General features: G+C 31.1%; 20 protein-coding genes. 8 read left to right on the top strand and 12 right to left on the bottom strand.

Annotated features, from left to right (window positions below; translation table 11 throughout):
• Positions 1-3: 3 nt before the first annotated feature.
• Positions 4-198: a hypothetical protein gene (locus AW729_RS10550; RefSeq protein ID WP_112125080.1), complete on the top strand. Its 195-nt coding sequence runs from the start codon at positions 4-6 to the stop codon at positions 196-198.
• A gap of 362 nt (positions 199-560) precedes the next feature.
• On the opposite strand, the gene AW729_RS10545 is transcribed toward AW729_RS10550, so the two are convergent.
• Both AW729_RS10545 and AW729_RS11350 read right to left on the bottom strand, forming a co-directional pair.
• A complete protein-coding gene (locus tag AW729_RS10545) occupies positions 561-2345 on the bottom strand; it encodes a cyclophilin-like fold protein (protein ID WP_112125079.1) in 1785 nt (594 codons plus the stop codon).
• A gap of 309 nt (positions 2346-2654) precedes the next feature.
• A complete protein-coding gene (locus AW729_RS11350; RefSeq protein WP_162685903.1) occupies positions 2655-2831 on the bottom strand; it encodes a hypothetical protein in 177 nt (58 codons plus the stop codon).
• 520 nt (positions 2832-3351) lie between these two features.
• On the opposite strand from AW729_RS11350, the gene AW729_RS10540 reads away from it, so the two are divergent.
• Complete coding sequence (locus AW729_RS10540) at positions 3352-4605, top strand: adenosylhomocysteinase (RefSeq protein ID WP_112125078.1); 1254 nt, start codon at positions 3352-3354, stop codon at positions 4603-4605.
• A gap of 52 nt (positions 4606-4657) precedes the next feature.
• Here the strand turns inward: AW729_RS10540 and AW729_RS10535 are convergent, their stop codons facing one another.
• The 8 genes from AW729_RS10535 to AW729_RS10500 form a co-directional block, all read right to left on the bottom strand.
• Positions 4658-5881: a transposase gene (locus AW729_RS10535; RefSeq protein WP_162685902.1), complete on the bottom strand. Its 1224-nt coding sequence runs from the start codon at positions 5879-5881 to the stop codon at positions 4658-4660.
• Between the two features lie 591 nt (positions 5882-6472).
• On the bottom strand, positions 6473-6673 hold the full coding sequence (locus AW729_RS10530; RefSeq protein WP_112125076.1) for a histone family protein: 201 nt from the start codon (positions 6671-6673) through the stop codon (positions 6473-6475).
• A gap of 720 nt (positions 6674-7393) precedes the next feature.
• Positions 7394-7882: an IS200/IS605 family accessory protein TnpB-related protein gene (locus tag AW729_RS10525; protein WP_257791428.1), complete on the bottom strand. Its 489-nt coding sequence runs from the start codon at positions 7880-7882 to the stop codon at positions 7394-7396.
• Positions 7883-7996: 114 nt separating this feature from the next.
• Positions 7997-8716: a hypothetical protein gene (locus AW729_RS10520; RefSeq protein WP_112125074.1), complete on the bottom strand. Its 720-nt coding sequence runs from the start codon at positions 8714-8716 to the stop codon at positions 7997-7999.
• A 474-nt stretch (positions 8717-9190) separates the two neighbouring features.
• Positions 9191-10177 carry a flap endonuclease-1 gene (gene fen / locus AW729_RS10515; RefSeq protein WP_112125073.1) on the bottom strand — a complete coding sequence of 329 codons (987 nt, stop codon included), beginning with the start codon at positions 10175-10177 and terminating at the stop codon, positions 9191-9193.
• Positions 10178-10179: 2 nt separating this feature from the next.
• Positions 10180-11199 (bottom strand): glycosyltransferase family 2 protein, encoded by a 1020-nt coding sequence (locus AW729_RS10510; RefSeq protein ID WP_162685901.1) that lies wholly within the window; start codon positions 11197-11199, stop codon positions 10180-10182.
• The gene (gene galE, locus AW729_RS10505; RefSeq protein ID WP_112125071.1) at positions 11192-12178 is read right to left on the bottom strand and encodes a UDP-glucose 4-epimerase GalE; all 987 of its coding nucleotides are present in this window, start codon (positions 12176-12178) and stop codon (positions 11192-11194) included. The genes AW729_RS10510 and galE overlap by 8 nt, the downstream gene beginning before the upstream one ends.
• A 166-nt stretch (positions 12179-12344) precedes the next feature.
• Complete coding sequence (locus AW729_RS10500) at positions 12345-12815, bottom strand: hypothetical protein (RefSeq protein WP_112125070.1); 471 nt, start codon at positions 12813-12815, stop codon at positions 12345-12347.
• 369 nt (positions 12816-13184) lie between these two features.
• Between AW729_RS10500 and AW729_RS10495 the strand changes: the two genes are divergently transcribed.
• From AW729_RS10495 to AW729_RS10480, 4 genes are all read left to right on the top strand, one after another.
• Entirely contained in the window at positions 13185-14378 is a 1194-nt protein-coding gene (locus AW729_RS10495) for a DNA double-strand break repair nuclease NurA (protein ID WP_162685900.1), read from the top strand.
• Positions 14379-14473: 95 nt separating this feature from the next.
• Positions 14474-15991 (top strand): ATP-binding protein, encoded by a 1518-nt coding sequence (locus AW729_RS10490; protein WP_112125068.1) that lies wholly within the window; start codon positions 14474-14476, stop codon positions 15989-15991.
• A gap of 12 nt (positions 15992-16003) precedes the next feature.
• Entirely contained in the window at positions 16004-17161 is a 1158-nt protein-coding gene (locus AW729_RS10485; protein ID WP_112125067.1) for a DNA repair exonuclease, read from the top strand.
• Positions 17162-19879: an AAA family ATPase gene (locus AW729_RS10480; protein WP_112125066.1), complete on the top strand. Its 2718-nt coding sequence runs from the start codon at positions 17162-17164 to the stop codon at positions 19877-19879.
• A gap of 218 nt (positions 19880-20097) precedes the next feature.
• Here AW729_RS10480 and serB read toward each other — a convergent pair whose 3' ends face one another.
• Positions 20098-21882 carry a phosphoserine phosphatase SerB gene (serB, locus tag AW729_RS10475; protein ID WP_112125065.1) on the bottom strand — a complete coding sequence of 595 codons (1785 nt, stop codon included), beginning with the start codon at positions 21880-21882 and terminating at the stop codon, positions 20098-20100.
• 140 nt (positions 21883-22022) lie between these two features.
• Positions 22023-22574: a TATA-box-binding protein gene (locus AW729_RS10470; protein WP_112125064.1), complete on the bottom strand. Its 552-nt coding sequence runs from the start codon at positions 22572-22574 to the stop codon at positions 22023-22025.
• A 323-nt stretch (positions 22575-22897) separates the two neighbouring features.
• On the opposite strand from AW729_RS10470, the gene cyaB reads away from it, so the two are divergent.
• Positions 22898-23434 (top strand): class IV adenylate cyclase, encoded by a 537-nt coding sequence (gene cyaB / locus AW729_RS10465; RefSeq protein WP_112125063.1) that lies wholly within the window; start codon positions 22898-22900, stop codon positions 23432-23434.
• 129 nt (positions 23435-23563) lie between these two features.
• Positions 23564-24766, top strand: a complete 1203-nt coding sequence (locus tag AW729_RS10460; RefSeq protein ID WP_236951233.1) for a homocitrate synthase family protein — start codon at positions 23564-23566, stop codon at positions 24764-24766.
• The last annotated feature ends 8 nt before the right edge of the window (positions 24767-24774 follow it).

Here is a 24774-nt window from a genome sequence, read left to right as displayed (position 1 = left end):
TTAATGGATACCGAAATACCAGCAACAAACAACACAATAGAAAACTACTACAGAACAACACTACCACGAAGTCAAAAAAGAATATTCAGAACACTCAAAGGATTAAAACGAAGAACAAGAGAACAACAAATAAGATGGACCCACAGAATAGTACTAAAACAAAACACACCAATCAACATGAACACAGTATACAACTAAACAAAACCAACCCAACATTCAACAGTCACAATAAAAGGTTAGAATAAGTAAAATAAGGAATTAAAATAAATAAAAATCTTAACTTGACAGCATTGAGAATACATAGTTAAATTATATACAATTCGCATAGCAAAATAATTGTCGCACACTCTCTTTTTAAAATAACAAAATAAGATTAAACTATGCAATATTTTCTAATTAAGTTTAAAAACAAACTCTCTTTTCATATCAAACCAACCCATGATTCAACACCAACAAGTATCATTTTGAATAAAATATTGATAATATTACATCTTTCTGTGAAATATTTTATTTTGAAAAAATAGTTGAAGGGGGATAAGAAAATGATTTTTATTATAGTCTTAGTATCTGTCAAATGTTATGTTCATATCACTGCTATCCAGGTTATCTAAGTTTTCAATGTGTCCGATAGGCGTATATGAATATGAAGTGTCAAATGTCTTATAAAATAATACAATGCAGTCAGATTGATATAACATGACATCTCCCCTGTTTATTTTTCCAGGACTAAGGGGGTTGGCTGTTAATGATGTATTGATATAGACATATTTTTCATTAGCGTTAAGTTCCTTCATCCTGAATGTTTGTGGCAGTAATTTTAAAAATTCACTACCGGTTGGGGTATTTTCCACTTGAATGTTATATGTCTTGTTGTTTATTATTACTTTCACATTATTACTTTCATTGTTTATGTTTATCTTTGTAGTGATGTTTCTTTGACTAAAGTAGGCTAGACGATCCTGTGTTACAAGTTCAACTGAAGAGTAGTTTTTTAAGTGTGGAATTTGGATATTGTTGATATTCAGCACTCCATTTTCAGAGTAATAATAGATTGGATTACTTCCATTTTTAATGCTTATTCCATTAATTTTTATGATAAACTTATTGGGGCCTAATACATTATTTCCAAGATAATCCCTGATGGTAGCATTAAGACTTAACCTACATTTTGAATTGATAGTGACATTGGTTATATCGATTGATATGGTGGATCTTGTGACTTGGAAAATGTTATTGTTTTTTGCCATATTATAGTTTTTATTAACATAACAAGCTGTTATTGTATGATTTTTAACAGTAAATGTTTTACTATCTGTGATACCAGCTAAACCAAGAGGTATTGTATAATTGGTAGTGGCTATTCCATTTATTACCTTTATTTTTAATGTTTCATTGTGGGAATCTTTCAAAGTCAAGCCGTTAACTTTGAAGAAAACATATTCATCAGTGGATGAAAGTAATTTATCACTTTTATTATCATGTATATTTGCTGTTAATGTTATTCGTTCACCCTGTTTAACCATTTTTTTGCTGGTTGTAACATTAATTGATGCACTTCTGGGTCTTATACGTATCGGTATTGACATCCTTTTTGTTGTGATATTGGATGTACCCTGGTATATGGCTGTTAATGTATGTGCATTTTTTAATGAATTATCAATTCTAATGGTAGTCATGGCAGTATTATTAACTATTGGAACTTTCAACGGATTAGAAGAGCCTGAAAATTTTTTATTATCCTTTAATGTAACGTCATTTATCTTAAATATAACATAACCATCCGTGAAATTGTTATGCGGATAAAAATTCACTCTTAAATCTAAATCTTCACCAATCATGGTATTTCGTGGATAATCAATAACCATACTCCCCTCTGCATAACCTACTGAAATAATTATATCATGACTTGGATCCAAGTCAACTGACATAGGCATTATATCATCAAATATTTTTCTTTCAATAGTTGAATTAATCTTTTGAAGCCATGCATTTAATGAATCCAAGTTAATCCCTTGTTTTTTCGAATTATCAGCTAAATGATTCTTAACCAACTGTTTTCCAGAATCATTTAAACCAAAATCATTATCAGTCGATTTAACACTAGACTTATTATCCTCTTTGATTATTTTATCTGACGTAACAGTTTGATTATCATCCAATGATTTTTCATAACATTCACTGGCAGGATTTCCTGATAAATCACCCTCTTCACTTACCTGACTACAGCAATCCTCTTTCAAATCACTATTATCCTCAATATTTGTACTATTAGCACTGACACTTGAAGCTAATAGAAATAATGATAAAAACAATAATACAATAAAAATCTTTCTAATCTTTTTCATATCACCATCTTCTATATGTAATTGAATTCATGCTTAATAACAATAATATTATATACTGCATTAGATATATAATTTATGAAAAATTATCTCCGGTTGGTAATTGAATATTAATTATTCTTAATTTGGGTTTTTCTTGTTTTGATGCAAATATTCTTAATTATTCATCATTTATTGTTTTTATGAATGATTTATGGAGTGGTACTTCAATTATTTCATCATCATTATTTGTTTATACCTTTGATTTATGAATGTGTCTTTTTTAAGTCTTATTACAAATATGAGTTTAATTGCATAATTTTTAACATTAACTCATTTATAACCATAAACTCCATTCATATCAATATAAACCTGCAGATCAATAATCATTCTTCTTTTGAGAAATAACCTTTTAGACACATCCATATCAATGTCACCGCAAAATTCTCCAATAAAATACAAAGCCTCCAATGCAGTAGTACGCCCACGATTCCAGGTAACATACTTCATAATACACTCCTGAAGCAATTTACGATTACGAACATATTTATCTCATCTAAAATATATTAAATCACAAACATAATTATTAAAATTTCCCAATTTTTCCAACAAATAATTACATAAAAACATAATTACCACTAAAATACTATTACTCAAATCCACACAAAATAATAACAAAAAACAAAAATAAATACAATGTTAATTATCTAAATAATAATATATAATAAGTAATATATAAATTAAACTATAATTTATTCTTAAAATAAGCTCAAATAAAAATAAACACTTATAATATTCAATATGATTAAATAAACTATGGGATTAAGCAAAATTAAAGTAAATAATGGTTAGAATAAGTAAACTAAGGTATAAAAATAAGTAAAAATCTTAACTTGACAGCATTGATTTTTATTAATAAAGACAATACAAATTAAAAAAAATCCCATTAATAGATTTAACTTATTAAAATTTAATAAATAGAAATGACATATAACTTAAATAGATAAAAAACTAAAAGGAAGATAAAAACATGGCATATGATATTAAAGATATTAACTTAGCACCGGAAGGTGAAAAAAAGATTAAATGGGTACAAAGACACATGCCCGTACTTGAAAGTATCAAAAAGGAATTCGAAAAAACAAAACCATTCAAGGGCATTACCATTGGTTCATGTCTACACCTTGAACCCAAAACAATAAACCTCGGATTAACACTTCAGGCAGGTGGAGCTGAAGTGGTGATGACAGGATGTAACCCCCTCTCAACACAGGATGATGCAACAGCAGCAGGAGCAAAACTAGGCCTGAACATGTACGGATGGACCGGACAAACCAATGAAGAATACTATGAACACCTGAACAAGGTACTGGACTATGAACCGGACATTGTAATCGATGACGGAGCAGACCTAATATTTTTAATACATAAGGAAAGACCGGAACTTCTTGAAAACCTACTGGGCGGATGTGAAGAAACAACAACAGGTATCCACAGACTTAAAGCAATGCACCAGGACCATGCACTTAAGATACCAGTTATGGCAGTAAACGATTCATATATGAAATACCTCTTTGACAACAGATATGGTACGGGTCAATCAACATTCGATTCAATAATGGGAACGACAAACTCCGTAATAGCAGGCCAGTGTGTAGTGGTATGTGGATATGGTTGGTGTGGACGAGGAATTGCCATGAGAGCAGACGGACTTGGAGCAAACGTAATCGTCACAGAAGTAGACCCTATAAGAGCACTTGAAGCCAGAATGGATGGATACCGTGTAATGACCATCAAACAGGCACTGCAGGAAGCAGACATTGTCGTGACTGCAACAGGTAATAGAGACATCATATCCGGTGATGACTTCGAATATATTAAAGATGGATGTATGCTTGCAAATGCAGGTCATTTCAACGTGGAAATCAATGAGGAAGACCTACTTAAAATAACCGAATCAAAAGAAACAATAAAACCGGACATTGAATGCTACACCCTAAAGGATGGAAGAAACGTATACCTCCTGGCTGGTGGAAGACTTGTAAACTTAGCTGGTGAACATGGTCAAGGACATCCAGCAGAGATAATGGACTTGAGCTTTGCAATGCAGGCACTATCAGCAAAACGCATCCTCGAAGAGGACATGGCCCCGGGCGTATATAAAACAAGAGATGAAGTAGACACTGAAGTGGCAAGACTCAAACTGGAAGCCATGAACATAGAAATAGATGAATTGACCACAGAACAAAAAGACTACATGAACAGCTGGGATATAGGTACATAAACCTATATTAACTTTTTTTTGATAAATGAGTGTTGGCATAAAGTCTGTTTTTTCACTCTTTTGTAATACTTTTTGATTTTTTTAGTTCTGTTAGTTTGAATTTGATGTCATCAAATTCTTGTATTATTTCTAACATGTAGTCATCTATATGGTATTTTACTAAGTTTTTGAAGTTTATTGTGTCATCTGCTTCTAATATTTTGTTGAATATTGCTCTTAAGTTGTATGCTACGGCTCTTAGTGTTATTTTGTTTTCTTTGTCTTCTTGTCCTCTGCTTATTATTTGGTTAATGTGGTATTGATCTTTGAGTGTTCCGTTAGGTGATTCTGCAGTAGATCCTCTTTTTTTGTATTTTTCTTGGTATTCTTTGGTGTTCATTTTGTTTTTCATTTCCAAACTTAGGTCTGAACCTCGTTCTTGTATAACTCGGTGTGATTGGGAAGGTGAAGTGCATGAGTCTTGATATTTACAGTTTTTACATGCATTATAGTTATAATATGATTTTACTCGTATTTTTGTGTTTTTATCATCTTTAGATTCTTCATATGTGGTGGATTTATGATTTAATGTTTCTCCTGATGGACATTGAAATGTGTCTTTGTCAAAATTGTATGTGAAATTGTCTTTATGGAATAGATTGTCTGGTATTTTACCTTGATTTATTCTATTTTGTCCTTGATCTGGTATTATTCCATCATAACGTTCTTTTTCAAGATATTGAAGAGTAGATTCTTGTTTATAGATTGTATCTGCACTTACTTTGTGGGGTTTTGTCGGTAAATTCTCTACTGCTTTATTCATTGTTGGTGGTAATTCATGATGATCTGTGGGATGTTGTGATATGTGTACAGCACAAATTAACTTTGATTGTGTGTCTGTTACTAATTGCATGTTATATGATGGCTCTTTATGACCTTTTTTAGTCTGCATACTTCGTGAATCAATATCAAATGCACGAATCTTATTTTTTCCATTATTGTCCATAATTTCAATCATTTTCTTTAATAACTCTAGTTTACGTTCAGTAGTCATAACGGAATTATAATAGAATTTTCTTGCTGGACGACGAAGATCATCAATCGCTTCACTTGATGGCGAATCAGATTTCAAGTTTTTTATCAAAACTAACGCATCTTCATAGTAAATTACATTAAATGGGGAGTTAGTTGCTTTAATTATGGTTCCATCGACACAAACAAAATCAAAATCAGTTAATCCTAAAGTATACGCTAAATTTAAGGTAAGAACTAAACATTTGCTTAAATAAATTACCATAATCCTGCATAAATTTACGTAAAACTCTTCCAGAAGGTTGTAAATCACCACATGCATATCTGAATTTCTGATGAAACCTAGCCATTTCAGCTAATTCATCAGTTCCATCAATATGACGTAATGCCCCTAAATTAAAAGAGATACGAGATATTCTGGAGGATTAACAGGCCTACCCTTCTCTTTAATATCCACAACTTCATATATCTTATCTTTATTGGATAACACAAATTATGTTACCAAAAACACGATATCATCCCTTGGAATCTCATCATCTAAACAACCATAATACCATTTGCTTTGTTTCAAATCCACAACTTTTACTCCCATATATAAATACCAAATTATTTTTAATTTCCTATATAAATATATATAATTACTAGTATTTAAATGTTATGCTATAATAATTATTATAATCATAAAATAAAATTAAATATAAAATATTTTAAAAAAATAAGTGATTTTATCAAAGAAAAAATTGAATTTTAAAAAAAAGTATTACTCAAAAAATAGGAAAAATCTTTTTTGCCAACACTCATCTCAAAAAAAAAAGAATTAAGCATATATGTAAAGTTACATATATCTTATTTAAACTTATTGTAATGCTAATTCAATATCCTCAGCAGTTACAGTTTTACGACCTGCATGTTTTGCTAGTTTATTTGCTTGAATTGCTATTTCTTCAGCATATTCTTCTAAAGCATCTGCTAGTACTTTTGCAGCATCATCACTTACTCTTGCTGCACCTGCATCTTTAATGATTCTTTTTATTGGGGCAATTGGTAATTCTGCCATATATATCAATCTCCTATGTTTTTATAATAATAAGTTATGTAACAAGAATTATTTATAGTTTAATGGATTAACCGTTAATTTGAAGAAAAAAATGGTTCATTAAATGGGATTTATAAAAGAATATATGAAAATTCATTTCATCCATAGTCTTACCTTTAACTATATAATAATGGGTCTATAAAATATTCAATTGTTATATATAAGAGGTATCTTCTTTAAATCTATAATTTCTGGAATTTTTTATCAAATTAAAGTGTGCGACAATTATTTTGCTATGTGAATTGAATATTTTTTTATATTATAATATTAAACATGATATCAAGTTATATTTGATAATTATGAACATAGTTATAATAAAATCTTACTAAAAAACCTCTAAAAGGAATTGTTGCACGTTCTCTATTTATAGACTTGGCCAAAAGTATTTTAAAACAAAAAAAAGTATTACTCATATAAGTCAAGAAGAAAAAAAAACTTCCATAAACATATATTTTATAACACCCATTTTTTCATTTTAAAGCAAGTAAACAATAAACAGCACAACATTTCTTTCTTTTATTATAAAAGATTTAAAACCCAGAAACAATCATACTGCATGGAGAACTCTCTTTTGCCTTTGTTCAAATCAAATAACGACAAACATATGATAATAACAATAATGGACAATAAGGGATAAACATTTTTTTTATACCGCACCTATTATATATCTGGATGTCTTGGTTATAATTTGATTTTACTTGGAGTAGTCCGGACCCACTTACACAATCGTTCAAAATCGAACCCATGCTTACATTTTCGCATAATATTGGCTGCAGCATTTACATCTGAATTAATACGTTTTCCATTTTGTGTTTCGTATAATCCACGTTTGATTCTATTGCCCTTAAATTCATATTCCACATCATCCTCCTCTTTTTCATCATCTTTTTCTTGGTATTCTGGTAGTATATCTTCATCTAGGAAGCTACTTAGGCTTGTGTATGATTCTTCCTGTATTATCAGATCTATTTCGTGTATCTGGCATCGTGTTTCTAGTTTTTGTTTGAATTGTTTGAATGCTATGTGTGAAAATATTTGGTTTTGTTTTTTTCCCATATTGGTCTTGTGCTGGAAATTATTGTTGTATCCAAGCACAATTGTACCTACATCTTGTTCTTTACATCTTTCTATGATGAAGTTTACTGTTTGGTTGAGGAAGTTGTCTTGTATGTTTTTGAATTTTTGGTTTATTTTTCGGATTCTATTGGATGTTTTACGTCCTTGCTTATCAAGAATTGATCTGTAGTGAGCTGTTTTCTTACATTTTGAAGTATATTTGATTTTTTAATTTTCTCCCGTCCACAATTGCACGTGAGGCCCTTCAGTTGTAACAATTGTTGCAAAATTATTTACACCAGGATCAATACCCATAATCTTATCACTATCCAAATCCAATGGCTCTTTTTCAGCTTCATAAGTGAAATTTGCCTTAAACATCTTTCCATTATTTATAGGAATAATTTCCACTTGAATAATCTTTTTATCTCGTATATTCTCAGGAATTTTTATTCTAGGTCTACAATTCTTTGATTCCAACACTTTCTTATACTCCCTACTTAATGGCAATTCTATAAAACCCTCCCTTAGCTTCTTTTTAGAAGAAGTAATAGATTCTTTCGGAATTATGATATTATGTAATCGATAATTCTCATGTTTTTTAGGCGGATTAACCTTTCGATTATATTCACCATCAATTTTTTTATTTTTCAACTCAACATAACCATTGAATGATTCAACATGCTTCTTTACAGCAGCATTAGCTAACTGAGCCTGAATAAAAGAATATTCCATCTTAAATTCCTCTTTGACCTTGCTAATTATTGATTTAAAATTTATTTTCTTAAAATGCTTTCTGTCAGTAGATTTAACAAATGGAGTCTTTTCCACAGCACAATTTCTCAAATAGTTAAGTTTCAAGGAAATATCCACCAAAACATTATATTGTTTCTTAGTAAGACCACGAATAAGAACACTTTGAGTTAATAAAACACAATCATCAGACATAATATATCTTAGTTCACCTCCCCTATAATCACTGAATAAACATAATCACATAATATCCAACAAAATGTTCCCCCAATAAACATTCATAAGAGTCCCCCATTATAAATACATAACATATTACATGATTATATTATTATATTATTCATAGATACTATATAAATAAAATGAGAGCATATGATAAGTATTCAAAGGGGAGTCATGATAAGTATTCAAAGGGGGTCATGATAAGTATTAATAATATAATTATTTTAAATTTTAACTTAAACAGATGCTAATAAATAGTAAGTGTATAAAAGTATTACTCAAAAGTGAAAAAACATAATTTGTGCCAACACTAAAAATAAAAAAAAAATTTTATCAAATAAAAATAGACAATATAATTAATTAAAAATAAAGGGATTTGAAATAATAAAAAATTACTCATCGGGGGATAGTTGTCTCACATCCCCATAATTTTAAAAACTAAAAAATATATCAGAACCATTGTTCTAGACTTGTCTGAGCGGTTTCATGAACCAGTTTATCAATAGCCGCAAATGTTCGCTCTTCGGTAAAGTCATGATCCCCACATAAGAAATCAATCAACTGTTCTCGTTTTGGATTTCTGAATTTTAAATCATAATCCGTTACAACATCCGGATGTAAGAATATTTCCCTTATCTGATTATAATCTTCTTCTATTGTCTTATCTAATTTTTTCAGGGCGGTTTCAAGGTTACCATATTTTTGTATTAATTTAAGTCCTTTCTTTGGTCCTATTCCATGTATTCCTGCATTGAAATCCGTACCAACAAGTATTGCTATGTCAACCAGTTGTTCTCGAGTTACATTTAATTCATTCAATGTTTTCTCTAGTGATATTACCTGCAAATCCTTGGATTGTCTGGATGACAGTTTAAAGTTTTTAAGCATTCTTGATGCTCCAAACTGCAGGCAATCATAGTCCTGACTGACAACAGCCCATGCATCACCTTCAGCCACCATATATGATGCTTGTGCTTCCCCTTCTGTTTTTGCCTGTACATATGGAAGTCCCATCAAGTCAAGCAGTTTTTTTGAGGAGTCTATTATTTCCTTATTCAAATAGGGTGTTCTGGAGGCATATTTTCTAGCGGTTTCATAGTCACCGGCTTTTTTGGCTTCTTCATATTTTTCCTGTGCCTCTTTTTTGATGTTTATACGTTCTTCCTGTGTTTTCTTTTTTAACTCGGGTGCTTTCCCATCAAAGACGTATATTGGCTTTATACCCTTTGCTATCAGTGTAGACGTTTGAAACATTATCCCGTTTAGGTGAGATGTTATGTTTCCATTTAAATCCTTAAGTGGTGATCCGTCCGGTTGTCTCATTGATGACAGGAACTTATAGATTACATTTGAGGCATCCACAGTCAATAATTTTCCACCCAAATCATTCAATTCTATGAACTCCGGTGATGTTATATCCTTAAATTTTACTCCCATAATCATTCCTCCTTGTATAGTATTCTGCGGGGCTTTTTATTATCAAAATTTGATGTTAATCCATCCAGATATGAATTCGTATAGAATTTCAACCTGTTGTATTTATGGTCATCAAGGGCTATAATTCCAATACAGGTCAACAAATAATTTTTCAGTATTGTCAGGTATAATGATAATTTGTTTGTCGAGTATTTTCTACCAATCCAGATTAGGTTTCTTTGCATGAAATAGTTTATCCATAGCTTATCATAGGGTCTTCTATCTACATTAAAACCCAATATCCTTTTTGTAAATGTTCCGGTTGTACTTCCTTCTGCATGTTTTATGATGCTTTTATTTATAAGTTTGATTTTTCCAACACTTCTAAGTCTTATACAGTATTCCAAGTCATCGGCATGTATGAAGAATTCCTTCTTGGGATATCCTATTTTTTCAATGGCGTCCCTTTTAACCAGTAGTCCGACGAAGGATACCATGTCAATGTCCTTTACTTCCACCTGGGTATCCTCATAGCTTATGGGAGTTTGTATGGGAAGTCCGCTGTTGAAGTTGAAGTATCCCCTATGATGATATAGTATGTTATCTTCCAGGTCAACTTTCAAACTTGCCAGTGCCACTGTATCTTCCAAGTCATAATAGGGTGACAATTCCTTTAAACAGTCTTCTGTTGGGAATGCATCATCATCCATTATCCATATCCAGTCATATTCATCAAGGTAGGCCTGCTTGACGGCTTCATAAAATCCTCCTGCCCCACCCATATTTTTGGACAGCTTTATGTACTTGATGTGAATATTTTCATATTCATTATCACAGCTCCATGTGGATTCATAATCTACCGGAGGAAGTGATGTGATAAATCCATAGTCACTTAATAGTTCAGGAGTATTGTCTGTAGAGTCATTATCTACAATGTATATTGCATCAACATTAAGAGATTGACCTATCAAACTGTCAATACATTTAACGAGTAATTCTTTACGATTATATGTTACTACTACTGCACATACCGAGTTATTCATCATCATTTACCTTGTTTAGTTTTTTATGCCAGTTCCAGGCAGTCTTTACGATATCATCTATATCATCATATATCGGAGTCCATCCAAGCAGTTCATGGGCTTTCTGGGCACTTCCGATTAATACTGCAGGGTCCCCTTCACGTCTTGGAGTTTCTGTTACTTTGAAGTCTTTGCCGGTTACCTTTTTAACAGAATCAATTACTTCCCTTACGGAGAATCCTTTACCGTTTCCGAGGTTAAACTCATTGCTTGTATTGTTTTTTTCCAGATATTCCAATGCCTTTATATGTGCATCGGCCAAATCATTTACGTGGATGTAATCACGGATACATGTTCCATCGGGTGTATCATAGTCTGTACCATATATTTTTATATCTTCCCTTTTTGCAATTGCCGCGTCAAGTATTAATGGTATTAAATGTGATTCCGGAGAGTGGTCTTCACCTATTAATCCGGATTCATCAGCCCCTGATGCATTGAAGTATCGTAAGATGATTGATTTAAGACCATATGCAGTGTCATAATCCTTAAGTATTCTTTCTACCATTAGCTTTGTCCATCCATATGGATTTATTGGATTTTGTGGATGATCTTCGGTCAGTGGTATCTTTTGTGGCACCCCATATGTTGCACATGTTGATGAGAATATGAATTTCTTTACATCATATTTTATCATGGTATTCAATAGGTTTAACGTGTTTACGACGTTGTTTTGATAGTATTTCTGTGGGTTTTGAACTGATTCGCCCACTTCTATGAATGAGGAAAAGTGCATTACAGCTGTGATGTCATATTCTTCGAATATTTTTTCTATGCTGTCAATGTCCTTTATGTCACATTGACATAATGTTCCCCATTGTACTGCCTCTTTATGTCCATGACTTAGGTTATCGAGTATGACAGTTTCATAACCTGATTCATTTAGTAATTTGTTTACGTGAGCACCTATATATCCTGCTCCACCTACGATAAGTATCAATATTAAAACTCCTTTTATTTTTTTGATTTCTTTAAAAAATGATATCTATATGAATATATTTATGTAAGTATAGTTAATTATATGTTTTCATATGGATTTATCAATGAAAAAGAAGAATGTAAAGAGAGATAAAAAAAATATTTGTTAAAAAGAGTTGTATAATGGATTATATTGTATAATATTCACCATCGGTTTTGACAACTTTATTCAACAGTTTTTTGTTTTCCAATGATACTATTATATTATAAGTCCTTTTTGGTGTTAATTCCAGTTGTCCGTATAGCAATGCACCTTCAAGCACATATCTTGGTGCATATCCATCATATTTGGTTATGACATCACGTATTATCTCATATGCATCCTCTTCAGTTTTGTTTAGCATGTATCTTTTTAATTCTGATCTATTCTCCACCACTTTGACTTCCATGTTCAAATCATCATAGTATATCATGTTGTTTTCTGAGTCCAATTTGATGAATTCCTTTTTCTGCAATATTTCCAATGATTCAACAAGACGAGTCTCTGAAATATCCAATGACTCTTTAATAACATCAAATGATACACTTTCCGGATAGTCCTGTTTGATATCTTTTAAGAGGGCTAAAACATTATTTTCCTTTTTTGTAATTATCTGCATATTAACACCTTTAGTAGTATTTATCTTTTTTATGGATTATATATTAATTGATGGAAAATGTTTGAAATATAACTTTGATTAACATCCTTATACAAACAATAATATTTCTCAATACCCCCCATGTAGTACTTATCACATGCTTGGATAATTTATTTAAATAAAGTAGCATAGACTAGTATCAGGATAAAGCAATCCTTAGTAAATGGATGCATAACGGGGTTTTACTAATATAAATGGATATTAACTAAAATAAAAATCTAATCAAAAAATCGTGCCAAATATTAAGAAATCTATTAATTATATTAATGAATGCAATAGAAAAATAACATATAGATAAAAATAATAAAATTTCAAGGGAGGTTAATCAAATTGTTAGAGTCTCTATATGAGAAAATGATTGAAAGAAAAGACCAGATACAGGAAGAATTTGATAGTTTACATGAAGACATCAACCCTGAAGAAATTGATAGACTATTCAAACCACACACTTTTGAGAAGACAATCCAAGACAAGACGTTCATCTCAACAGATGGCAGCCATAACAGTAAAAAATACTTGGATGGGATATTATATGCCGTTGGAGCTGTCACATTACTATCAAGGCCCGATGAAAGTATAATACCTGAATCAGAAGAAGCGGATGTCCGTACCTATACTGCAACAAATCTTGAAGGATTCAACCAGTACATTTCCACGTATATGGAAATCTTGGAACTTAAAAATACGTTGAAAAGCTTGAAAAACAATGAAAATACAATCGATTATATATTGATTGACGGATCACTAAGAGGACAACTGCACCATTTTAATGTAAACAACGAGTTAAATCAACAAATCAAAACTATATTGTTGGGTATTATTAAAAAGTTTGAAAAAAAGTTAGATGACAATAGTTTTGACGTTGAACTAGACTATTATAACAATATAGGCTATATCAAACAGCAGGTCATTCAAAAAGCGAAAGAGTCAAATGATGAAGAACTATCCAACTTCAAATATGAGAATTTTGAAGAGGAGATACAAAACTACTACACTGGCCTGGAACTGTTGGCATGTATAACTCACCTGATAAACAATTACTCAGAAAAGATTGTATGTATCTCAAAAACCAGCAGAACAAACAAATTATTCGATGAAAAAATACCCGACTCTGCTGTTTTAGAATATTTCACAACGGAATCAGGATACACCATCCCTGCTGTAACTGACAATAAGAAACTTGTAAGACCACTAAACCAGAACAGATTTACGAGCCTGGAATACCCATTGTACAATGATAAAATCTTAAACTACCATTACATTACATTATTTGCACGGTTGGAAAATAAAAAACATGTGATAAAAATAGAAATACCTTTAAAGAACAAGGATAATGTCAATAAAATACTGGACAATATTGTTAACATACTGGATGATTTGTACAGCTGCAGCATTAACGGATATCCATATATATTAAAGAAAGTTCATGACAATGTTGTGATAACAAATAAATTCATGGATAGAATGGAAATGGTTTATGAGCTTAAAAACAAACCTAAAGGAAGGGAAGTATTATCATATTAGACATGTGATAATGTAAAATAATTAAAAATAGACTTGGTAACTGATAATTAAAAAAAAAATAATATGAAAAAATATATCAAAAAAGGGGAATTATAATGAGTGAATTTTTAGGAAGATGCTATGGTGAAACAACACCGAGCAAAGTGTCATTTATATCAAAGGAAACTCCTGCAGTAGGAGAATACGTATATTTAAACTATGATGATAAAACCATACTGGGAATGATTGATTCATTATTTAGAGGTTGTACAACATTAGGTGATGACCTGTTAAATCCGGATACCATCGGTAAAATATTAAAGCTGGATGGAGACACTGAGTGTTACATCAGGGGGACAATTACGATACTTGGAGATAAGGACAAGCTTATTATTCCAAGAACACCTGCACCTCCAGGTACAATAATATATAAGGCTGAAAAAGAGTTGCTTAAGGAAATATTTGAAAAGGATGAAGGTATTAAAATCGGGACAATCCTCAAACAGCCAGATGTAGCCGTGAAGTTGGACGTAAATAAGATGGTGTCAAGACACCTTGCTATTTTAGCTATGACCGGTAGTGGTAAATCAAATACCACATCTGTTATTATAGATGAACTTCTTCGACTTAACGGTACGATACTTGTATTTGATGCACATAGTGAATATTCAAAAACAGAATTTAAAAATGGTAAAACAATAACCATTCCTTCAAAAATAAATCCCAGGGATTTATCAGTACATGAATATATGAAGTTAGGTAAATTCAGTGAAGGAGCTACCAATCAAACAAAATACCTGAGAGACGCATATGACTATGCTAAAGAGCAAGATCTTACGGATAATAAGGAAGACTTCTTCGATAACATGATTTCCTGGATAAAAGATAAGATTAAAGAACTTGAAGGTGAGGACCCTAAAAGGAAAAGTCATATTGAGGCAAACTATCAGGTACTGTTTAAATTGGAAGACATGTACCGTATACATTATAATCTTCTTAACCGAACGGATGTCGGCGATATGGTAGATAGCATAGTACCGGGTAAAGTCAACATAGTAAGTTTAGGTTCTCTTAGTGAAACACCAACCGACATTATCGTAAAGCATATGCTGGACAACATATTAATCAGAAGAAAAAATAAGATAGAAAATAACGGTAAAAAGGTATTGGACTATCCAATATTTTGTGTCATAGAAGAAGCACATAACCTGGCGTCAAATTCCCTTAATACCAAATCAAAAAGTACCATTAGTAAAATTGCAAGAGAGGGACGTAAATTCGGTGTAGGATTATGTCTTGTAAGTCAAAGTCCTAAATCACTGGACAATGGTTCACTTAGTCAGATAAACAACCTTATCATCTTAAGACTAGTAGAACCCGGCGATCAAAAGCATGTCCAGAAAAGTAGTGAAAGTCTAAGCAATGACCTTCTAGAACAACTGCCTTCACTGAACATAGGAGAAGCTGTAATTCTTGGTCAAATGACAAAAATACCTACAATGGTAAAGATAGATGAATTTGAAGGAAAAAGTGTGGGTAGTGACTTGGATATTGTTAAACTATGGCAGACAGACAAGCAAGAACGGGAAGAAAAACGCAAGAAAGATAATGAAGATATAGAATTATTATTATAAAGGTAATTGAATATGAAACTTAGAATAGCACACTTTGCAGATACCCACCTTGGATACAGACAATATGGATTATCTGAACGTGAAAATGATTTCTATGAGAGATTTGATGAAATCATTGACCACATGATTGATAATGATGTTGACTGCGTAATTCATAGTGGAGACCTATTTGAAAGTCCAAAACCACCAATAAAGGCCTTGCTTACCGCACAACAAGGATTTATGAGATTAGTTTCTCATAATATCCCCGTTTATGTTATAGCAGGTAATCATGACAAGATGCAAAAGAGCAATACTGAAATTCCACAGAGATTATTTGAAAACGAACATTTCCACATAGTCGAGAAGGGTAAAACTTACACAATAAATGATGACGTGTTTATCGGAGGATTACAGTATATCTCACCCAACTATCAGGAACAAATCACTAACTTTGCAAATGAAATAAAACAAAAGGGTGAAAGTTACAAGTATAAGATACTTATATTACATGGAGGGTTGGAGAAGTTCGACCAATATTCAAAGGAATTTGAACTAAATACCATACCGGATAACTTCGACTATTATGCCATGGGCCATATCCATAAACGATACATATCCTCATTCAAGGATGGAATAATGTGTTATCCAGGTTCTACCGAACTTAGAACCAAAAAAGAATTAGATGATTATAAGAAAAACGGTAAAGGTTATACCCTTGTAACAATTGATGATGAAAAAGATGATATTGATGTTCAACATGTAAACCTACCACTCAAAAGGAAGTACATCATTAAAAAAATCAAATATCCTAAACTTGAAGAGAAGTTAGTGGAAATAAATGATGAAATTAAGGACTTAGAAGTAAAACCTATACTAGACTTGACTGTTAAAGAGGGTGATTTTGAAAAAAGTGACGTGCTTGAAAAAATTGATGAAATTATAGGTGATAAAGCATTGAGCATTAGATGCATATGCAATCCAACAATAACAGAGCCTGATGGAATAGAGAATTGGGATAATCTCACACCGGAAAAAGCACTGGAAAATAGGATAATTAAGGATTATGGGGAAAATGAAGGCATAATTCACTTGACAACAAGTCTATACCATGAATTGTCGATTCCTAACGAAGAAGAAGCGTTACATATTGCTGATGACTACTTTGAAAAGAATTATGGGGGCGAATAAATGATTATTGAAGAATTAACATTGAAGAATTTCAAATCCCATAAAAATAGCAAAATAGATTTTAATGAGGGTATAACTGTAATCTTAGGTCAGAACGGTGCCGGAAAATCAACATTGCTAGAGGCTATACGATTTGCATTGTTCAAAAAGGTTGATGGAAATATCCAGGACATGGTTAGAAAGCCGGTTGATGCCCAAGATGATGTTAGTACAATGATGGTCAAGCTTAAATTCAAGCATAACCACATTCAATATGAAATTGAAAGAATCAAGAAAAGAAGCAGTAGCAGTTCCACAATAAGAAGACTTTCATGTGACAAAACAGTCCAGATAACCAATGGAGAAAAACAGGTAACGGAAGAAATAGAAAAGATAATCGGTGTTGATAAGAACTCCTTTTTGAATGCCGTATATATCAGACAAGGAGAAATCACAAGTTTAATAGATAAAACTGCCAGTGATAGAAAAGAACTCATATCAAAACTATTGAATCTGGATAATCTAGAAAAATCATGGAAGAACATGATAAACATTATCAAGGAATATGAAAATAAGATAGAATTAAACGATAGATTACTTGCCAATAAAGAAGACCTGCTTAAAAAAGAAAAAGAAAACACAGAATCAACGGTTAAAATAACCGAAGAACTTCAGACAGATGAGAAATTAAAAGAAGAATTAACAAATACCCTGAAAGAATTGGAAAAAGAGGTTGAATCATTAAACCAGAAGAAAGAAAAATATGAGAAAAACAGGGTCCAAATAGAATCATTAAACAAAACTATTGATGAAACCAAGATCCAATTAAATAAGGAAGAAACTCTGTTAAAAACTATTGAAGCTAAGGAAGCTGAGAATAAGAGTATAGAAAAGGAAATTTTAAAACTTCCACTATTTAAGGATTTCGTTGAAATTAAAGACAAATATGATGATAAAAGAGCAAAACTTGTTGAAACAGAACAGGATATCAGTAGGATAAACGCATTAAATGAAACATTAAAAAACACAAAGTCCGATTACGAAAAATCAATAGAATACTCGGAAAAACTGGAAGCATTGAATGAAAGACAGAATTTACTAAAAAAAGATATTGAAGAATTAAATAGACTGGAATCATCACTAACTACAATTAATAGTCAAAAAGGTGATTTGTTTGATAAATTAGAACAAAAAGCCAAAGCTGCCCGTAATATACTAAACAATCCTAATTTAAGAAATCCTGAAGAAATATCCACCGAATACACCAAACAATTGGGTGAAAAAGAAAAACAACAGGAATCATTAAATAATGAAATTAAAGAATGTCAATTAAAGATTAGTTCAAACAATACCATAATAACAAATACTCAAAAGTCATTAAGAGACCTTAAAAATACTACTGACAAATGTCCAATATGCCAATCAGATATCAGTCATGAAAAACATGAAAGTCTAGTTGAAGAGTATAACAATACAATCCAAGAATGTGAAGACAGCAATAAAAAGATTAATGAGAATATCCAAGAGAAAAATAATAGACTTAAATTAATAACCGATAAAATTAGTGAAATCCGAACCATTGAAGCAAATTCAATGATTGATGATTATAATAAGTTTAGAAATTTCCTTAAAGAAATCAAAGAAATAAATGCAAAAATTGAATCATTAAAGGATAAGAAAGAAGTATATGATTCAAATGAAAAGAACATTGAAAAATTAAATGAAAACATCAAATCATTAGAGACAAATAAACAGTCATATCTGACAACTGAGGCCACATTAAAAGAATTGAAAAGTATCGATGAATTAGAATCCAATAAAAATTCATTAACAGATGAGATAAATGGATTGAAAATTAAGCTTAAGGAAATTAATCAAAAAGTAAAAATCCCTGATGACATAAAAGCCAGTATCAGATATCTTGAAGAAAAAGAAAAAATTTACAATGAAAATGTAGGATTCATCAGTAACAAAGAGAACACTAACAATAAAATCAAAGAAATGAATAATAAATTAACCAAGGAAAACAATAACCTTGATAATATTAATAGAGAAAATCGAGAATTATCATACGATAGTAAAATACATGAAAAGACACATAAAGAATATACATGTACCGATAAAAAATGTGTAGAAATTGAGAAGAAACTTGTTGAAAACAAGACCAAAAAGGAAGCACTTGAAAAGGAAAAAAGTGATATTCAAGAAAATATTAAAGAACTGGAAAAACTAGAAAACGAACAAGTAGCACTCAATGACTACATAAAACTACTAAACAATATTCGTGAAATGTATGGTAAAGACGGCGTTCAGCGGGATTTAAGAGAAAAATCAAAACCTCAAATAGAACTTGAAACAAACAATATCTTCAATGACTTCAACTTCGACTACGACAATATCAAGTTAGATGAAAACTATGAAATAACAATCACAAAATCCGATGAGATATTAAATGTTTCAATGTTAAGCGGTGGAGAAAAAATAGTTGTAGCATTGGCATTAAGACTTGCAATAGCAAAGGTCATATCCAAACAAAAAAATGAATTACTCATCTTGGATGAACCAACCGTGCATCTTGATGAGGAAAGAAAACTGGAACTGATTGAAATACTGCGTGATACAGACATAGCACCGCAAATGTTAATAGTTACACATGACTCTGAGTTAATAGGCATAACTGAAAACATCATTGAGATTCGTAAAAAGGATGGTGTTTCCACATATGTTCAGAGAGAATAACCTCCTTTTCTACTCTTTTTAATCAAGTGAAAACCTGTTATTTTAAAAATAGTTATGCTTTATGTATAATTAGAGTTTAAAATAAATATTATAAAAAAAATTGTTATATTAGGGTTAAAAAAAAATTATGATAGTTTCAATGTTTAATTACATTGATAACCCCACTATCATACCATATCTTATTTTTTTATTGAAAAAGAAATTAGATTGTAAAAAATCTACATTATGTTGTATTTTTGTAATAATAAAAATTCATCTGTAGTTAATTTTTTACCATCTTTGAATTTTTGGAATATTTCTTCAGCTGCTTCTCTTTCTTTCATATCAGAATTGCTTTTCTCTTCAGGTTTTTTACTTCTGTTTCTGGATTTTGCTTGATCCATACATTTGTTAACTTTTCTGATTTCACTGAGTTTAGCTTTGACTTCTTCATGTTTAGCTGTTGCTGCTCTTCTTGAGTTGATGAAGTCCTGATGTTTTGCATCTGCTTCTGCTCTTATTCCGTCGATGTTGTTGAAGTATTCAATCATTTCTTCATGAACAACTTGTGCTTTGTCTGAAAGTTCAACTACTTTTTTGTGGTATTCTTCGGATTTTTCTTTGAGTTGATTTGCAGTTTTTTCTTCTTCTTCATCGTTTTGGATTTTTTTGAGTTGTTTTGTTAAATCGGATATACGTTTAACTAACTCATTTTCTTTTCTGATGTCTAATACTTTAGTTTGAATAGTTTGATCTATTTTTTTAATTTCTGACTGGATATTAGACATTTCTTTTTTACCGGAGCTCCATTCAACTTTTTTAAGTTCTTCATTACATTCATTTCTTAGCTCTTTGTTTTCACGAACTTCTTTGTTGATTTCGTCTCTTTCATTTCTTTTATCCAAAGCTATTTGAAGAGTGTCTTTGAGTTTTTGATTGAGTTCATCTCTTTCTTTTCTGAATGTTTTGGTATTTTCATTCATCTGATCTCTTTCATTTTTAAGTTGAGTTAATTCATCTTCTAACTCTCTTTTAACTTCCAGTAATTGTGGGAAGTTTAATTTGGAGTAATCGATTGCTGGTTTTTCTTCTTCAACTTCTTCCTCTTCAGATTCTTCCTCTTCAGATTCTTCCTCTTCAGATTCCTCTTCTTCAAATTCCTCTTCTTCAGATTCTTCCTCTTCAGATTCTTCCTCTTCAGATTCCTCTTCTTCAGATTCCTCTTCTTCAGATTCTTCCTCTTCAGATTCCTCTTCTTCAGATTCTTCCTCTTCAGATTCTTCCTCTTCAGATTCTTCTTCAACTTCTTCAGATTCAGTTTCAGCTTCTTCTTCTTCCACAAATTCTTCTTCTTGAGCTTCAACTTCTTCTACGTTTTCTTCTTCAATAAATAATTCTTCGTCTGCCATTATATCAAGTACCTTCCTTAGGTCTTTTTCATCAATTGTGAAATCGGCGTTTTCTCTTAAAATTGGTTTTGCGTTGTATGCTATTCCTATTTTAGCATTTTTAATCATTTCAAGGTCATTTGCCCCATCACCAATTGCAACACATTCATCAAGAGTTATACCGATGTCATCTACTAATTGTCTTAGGACATCGATTTTGTTCTGGGTTACAAGTGGTCCTGATACTTCTCCAGACAGTTTACCATTTTCAACTTCCAGAGTGTTGTAAAATGCATAGTCTGCATTTATTTTTTCTTTAATTTTCAATGCGATAACATCAAAACTTCCAGTAATAATTGCTATTTTATAACCTTTAGTTTTTAATGCTTGTGCTGTTTCTTGTGCACCATTAGATAAAGCGATTTTATCCATTTCCTTATTTATTTCATCTACAGATATGCCTTCAAGTTTTTTAACACGTTCACGTATTGATGTTTCAAAAGGAATTTTTCCTTGCATTGCTTTTAATGTTATTTCACTTATTTCACTTTCTAGACCTTTGATTTTCGCAATTTCATCGATTGTTTCTGTGTCGATTAAAACATTATCCAGATCAAATACTACCAATTTAATCAAAATATCACCGATATTTTTAATATAATCATTGCATATTCATTATGAACATGCTTTGAGCATATTAATGTTTGGAGTTTAATAGGTGGTTATTTTGGAGTATAAATAAATTATCTCATTTTAACATTGGATCCATACCATACTTACTCATCGATTAAGTATAATTCCATTAAACGTTCTTTAGTTTTCTGAACACCTAATGATGCCTGTTCAGCTGTTTTTGCTCCGGTACAAACAACTTTTCCGGAACCGAATAATAATAATACAACTTTAGGATCAGTTAATCTGTATACTAAACCAGGGAACTGTTCTGGTTCATATTCGGTATTTTCTAAATCCAAAGCAACTGCTTCTAAGTTAAGTATTCGTCCTAAGTTAGCTGATGCCACAATGTTTTGTATTTTGATTTCAAAATCATTAGGTATTTCAGGATCCAATTCTCTTATTCTATCCACGGTCATGTGAATAGCTTTTATTGAATCTTCAATACATTTTGCACCAGTACATACTAATTTTCCAGATCCAAATATTAAAGCTGCAGTTTTAGGTTCTTTAAGTTTAAAAACTAAACCAGGGAACTGCTCTAAGTTATATTCAACATTTTCTAAAGCTGGAGCAATTTTTGGTAATTCTAACGATTTACCTAATGTTGCACTAGCAACAATGTTTTCAACTTTAATTTGTACATCTGCCATTATTTCTCCTCCATATATAAGTGATAATAATTCAGTATTTATGAAAATATATTGATAGAATAGATTTACAAATAAATAGATTAAAATATTAAAAAAATACAATATTAAATATCTAAAAATTTTCTAAAAGTATTGTTCCGTTTGGGGTTTAAGAAAACATTCGACCATCCACTCTTTATATATTTTTTTTAACATAATATTAAAAAAATACCAAATAACATATTATGTATTTATATATGTTACTCATTACTTTATATACTTAACTATTATCTGTTTTGAAAAAAAATATTATTAATGAAGTATACAATAAGTATAGTGATATCATGATTGAAATAGAAATCAAGGCAAAAATTGATGATAAAAATGATGCTTTAAATAAAATCAAATCCCTTGGAGCATCATATTCCCATAGTGAAGAACAGGAAGATATTTATTTTAATGCACCAGACAAGGATTATAGAGAAACTGATGAAGCATTACGTATTAGGTTAGTACCAATTGACGGTGAAGTTAAAAAAATATTAACATACAAAGGACCAAAAATAGACTCCAAAAGTAAAACAAGAAAAGAGATAGAAGTCGAGGTAGCTGATTTAGATAAGATGACTGATATCCTTATTGCTTTAGGCTTTAAACCATCAGCAATTGTCTCTAAAGTTAGAAGAATTTTTTATTATGATGAGTTTACAATAACACTGGATAAACTCGAGAAAATTGGTTATTTCATGGAAATAGAATGCATGACAAATGATGAAGAAGATATTGAACAAACACGGGATAACATCATGGAATTATTTAAAAAAATGGGTATTACCCGTGGTTTTGAAAGAAGAAGTTATCTTGAGTTATTAGAGCTATGAGATTATACGAGAAATTATAAAAAAATATTAATAGTAATATCAATAAATCTCTTATTAATTTAACATAACAAAAATATACATAAAACGATTTTTATATTTGATGAATATAATTAATTACTCATAATTTATTTGAAATTAATATATCATGGGGGATTAGAAATAAACGATAGATTTGTAAGTATATATAACAAGGAAGTTGAATACAATTTACCTGAAAAGATAAATATATACGATACCACATTAAGGGATGGTGAACAAACACCAGGAGTTTGTTTTTCTATTGACGAAAAACTGGACATTGCTCGAAAATTAGATGAACTAGGCATACCTCAAATTGAAGCAGGATTTCCAATAGTATCCGAAAATGAAAAAAAAGCCGTGAAAACCATTGCAAACGAAGGATTGAATGCCAAAACAATTTGTCTAACAAGAACAAAAAGGGAGGATATTGATGCAGCATTAGATGCCGATGTAGATGGTATAATAACATTCATGGGAGCATCAGATTTACATATTGAAGTTAAATTAAACAAACCAAGAGAAGATATTAAAAAGATATGTATGGAAGCCATTGAATATGGTAAAGATCATGGATTATTCGTTGCATTTTCTTGTGAAGATGCCACAAGAACAGAAATTGAAAAATTACTTGACTTATATAAAAGTGCTGAAGAATACCATGCTGATAGAATCCATATAGCAGATACGACAGGTTCCATTAACCCATATGCTATGCAATACTTAGTCCGAAATATAAGAAAGGAAATTGATACAGAAATTGCACTGCATTGTCATAATGACTTTGGATTTGCTGTTGCCAATTCAATTGCTGGTTTATTCGAAGGAGCATCGGCAATTTCCACCACAGTTAATGGTATTGGTGAAAGGGCCGGAAACGCATCTCTTGAAGAATTGGTGATGGCATTGAAATTATTATATAACAAGGATTTAGGATTTAAAACAGAGGTAATACATGACTTATCATGTATGGTTTCTGAATATAGTGGCATTCCAATACCTGACAGTAAAGCCATTGTTGGAAACAATGTATTCCGACATGAATCAGGCATACATGTGGATGCCATAATTAAAAATCCACTATGTTACGAACCATACCTGCCCGAGATGATTGGAACTAAAAGACAGATAGTACTTGGAAAACACTCCGGTAAAGCTGCTGTGGAAGAAAAGCTAGATTCAATGGAAATTAAAGTGGACAATGATAAATTACTTGAAATTGTTAGACTTGTTAAACAAGAACGTGAAAAAGGTGAAGAGATTACAAATGAAAAATTTGATGAAATTCTCAAAAAAGCAAACGTTAAACATTGAGGGTTTAA

It is taken from the genome of Methanosphaera sp. BMS (genome assembly GCF_003268005.1).
Classification (GTDB): domain Archaea; phylum Methanobacteriota; class Methanobacteria; order Methanobacteriales; family Methanobacteriaceae; genus Methanosphaera.
This window is presented reverse-complemented; position numbering and strand designations above follow the sequence as displayed.

Excerpts from the sequence above, each read along its gene's own strand:
- AW729_RS10550 (WP_112125080.1), top strand. The coding sequence starts at position 4 with ATGGATACCGAAATACCAGCAACAAACAACACAATAGAAAACTACTAC.
- AW729_RS10510 (WP_162685901.1), bottom strand. The coding sequence starts at position 11,199 with ATGAATAACTCGGTATGTGCAGTAGTAGTAACATATAATCGTAAAGAA.
- fen (WP_112125073.1), bottom strand. The coding sequence starts at position 10,177 with ATGGGAGTAAAATTTAAGGATATAACATCACCGGAGTTCATAGAATTG.
- AW729_RS10480 (WP_112125066.1), top strand. The coding sequence starts at position 17,162 with ATGATTATTGAAGAATTAACATTGAAGAATTTCAAATCCCATAAAAAT.
- AW729_RS10535 (WP_162685902.1), bottom strand. The coding sequence starts at position 5,881 with ATGGTAATTTATTTAAGCAAATGTTTAGTTCTTACCTTAAATTTAGCG.
- AW729_RS10485 (WP_112125067.1), top strand. The coding sequence starts at position 16,004 with ATGAAACTTAGAATAGCACACTTTGCAGATACCCACCTTGGATACAGA.
- AW729_RS10470 (WP_112125064.1), bottom strand. The coding sequence starts at position 22,574 with ATGGCAGATGTACAAATTAAAGTTGAAAACATTGTTGCTAGTGCAACA.
- AW729_RS10520 (WP_112125074.1), bottom strand. The coding sequence starts at position 8,716 with ATGTCTGATGATTGTGTTTTATTAACTCAAAGTGTTCTTATTCGTGGT.
- AW729_RS10500 (WP_112125070.1), bottom strand. The coding sequence starts at position 12,815 with ATGCAGATAATTACAAAAAAGGAAAATAATGTTTTAGCCCTCTTAAAA.
- AW729_RS11350 (WP_162685903.1), bottom strand. The coding sequence starts at position 2,831 with ATGAAGTATGTTACCTGGAATCGTGGGCGTACTACTGCATTGGAGGCT.
- AW729_RS10530 (WP_112125076.1), bottom strand. The coding sequence starts at position 6,673 with ATGGCAGAATTACCAATTGCCCCAATAAAAAGAATCATTAAAGATGCA.
- AW729_RS10545 (WP_112125079.1), bottom strand. The coding sequence starts at position 2,345 with ATGAAAAAGATTAGAAAGATTTTTATTGTATTATTGTTTTTATCATTA.
- AW729_RS10540 (WP_112125078.1), top strand. The coding sequence starts at position 3,352 with ATGGCATATGATATTAAAGATATTAACTTAGCACCGGAAGGTGAAAAA.
- cyaB (WP_112125063.1), top strand. The coding sequence starts at position 22,898 with ATGATTGAAATAGAAATCAAGGCAAAAATTGATGATAAAAATGATGCT.
- AW729_RS10490 (WP_112125068.1), top strand. The coding sequence starts at position 14,474 with ATGAGTGAATTTTTAGGAAGATGCTATGGTGAAACAACACCGAGCAAA.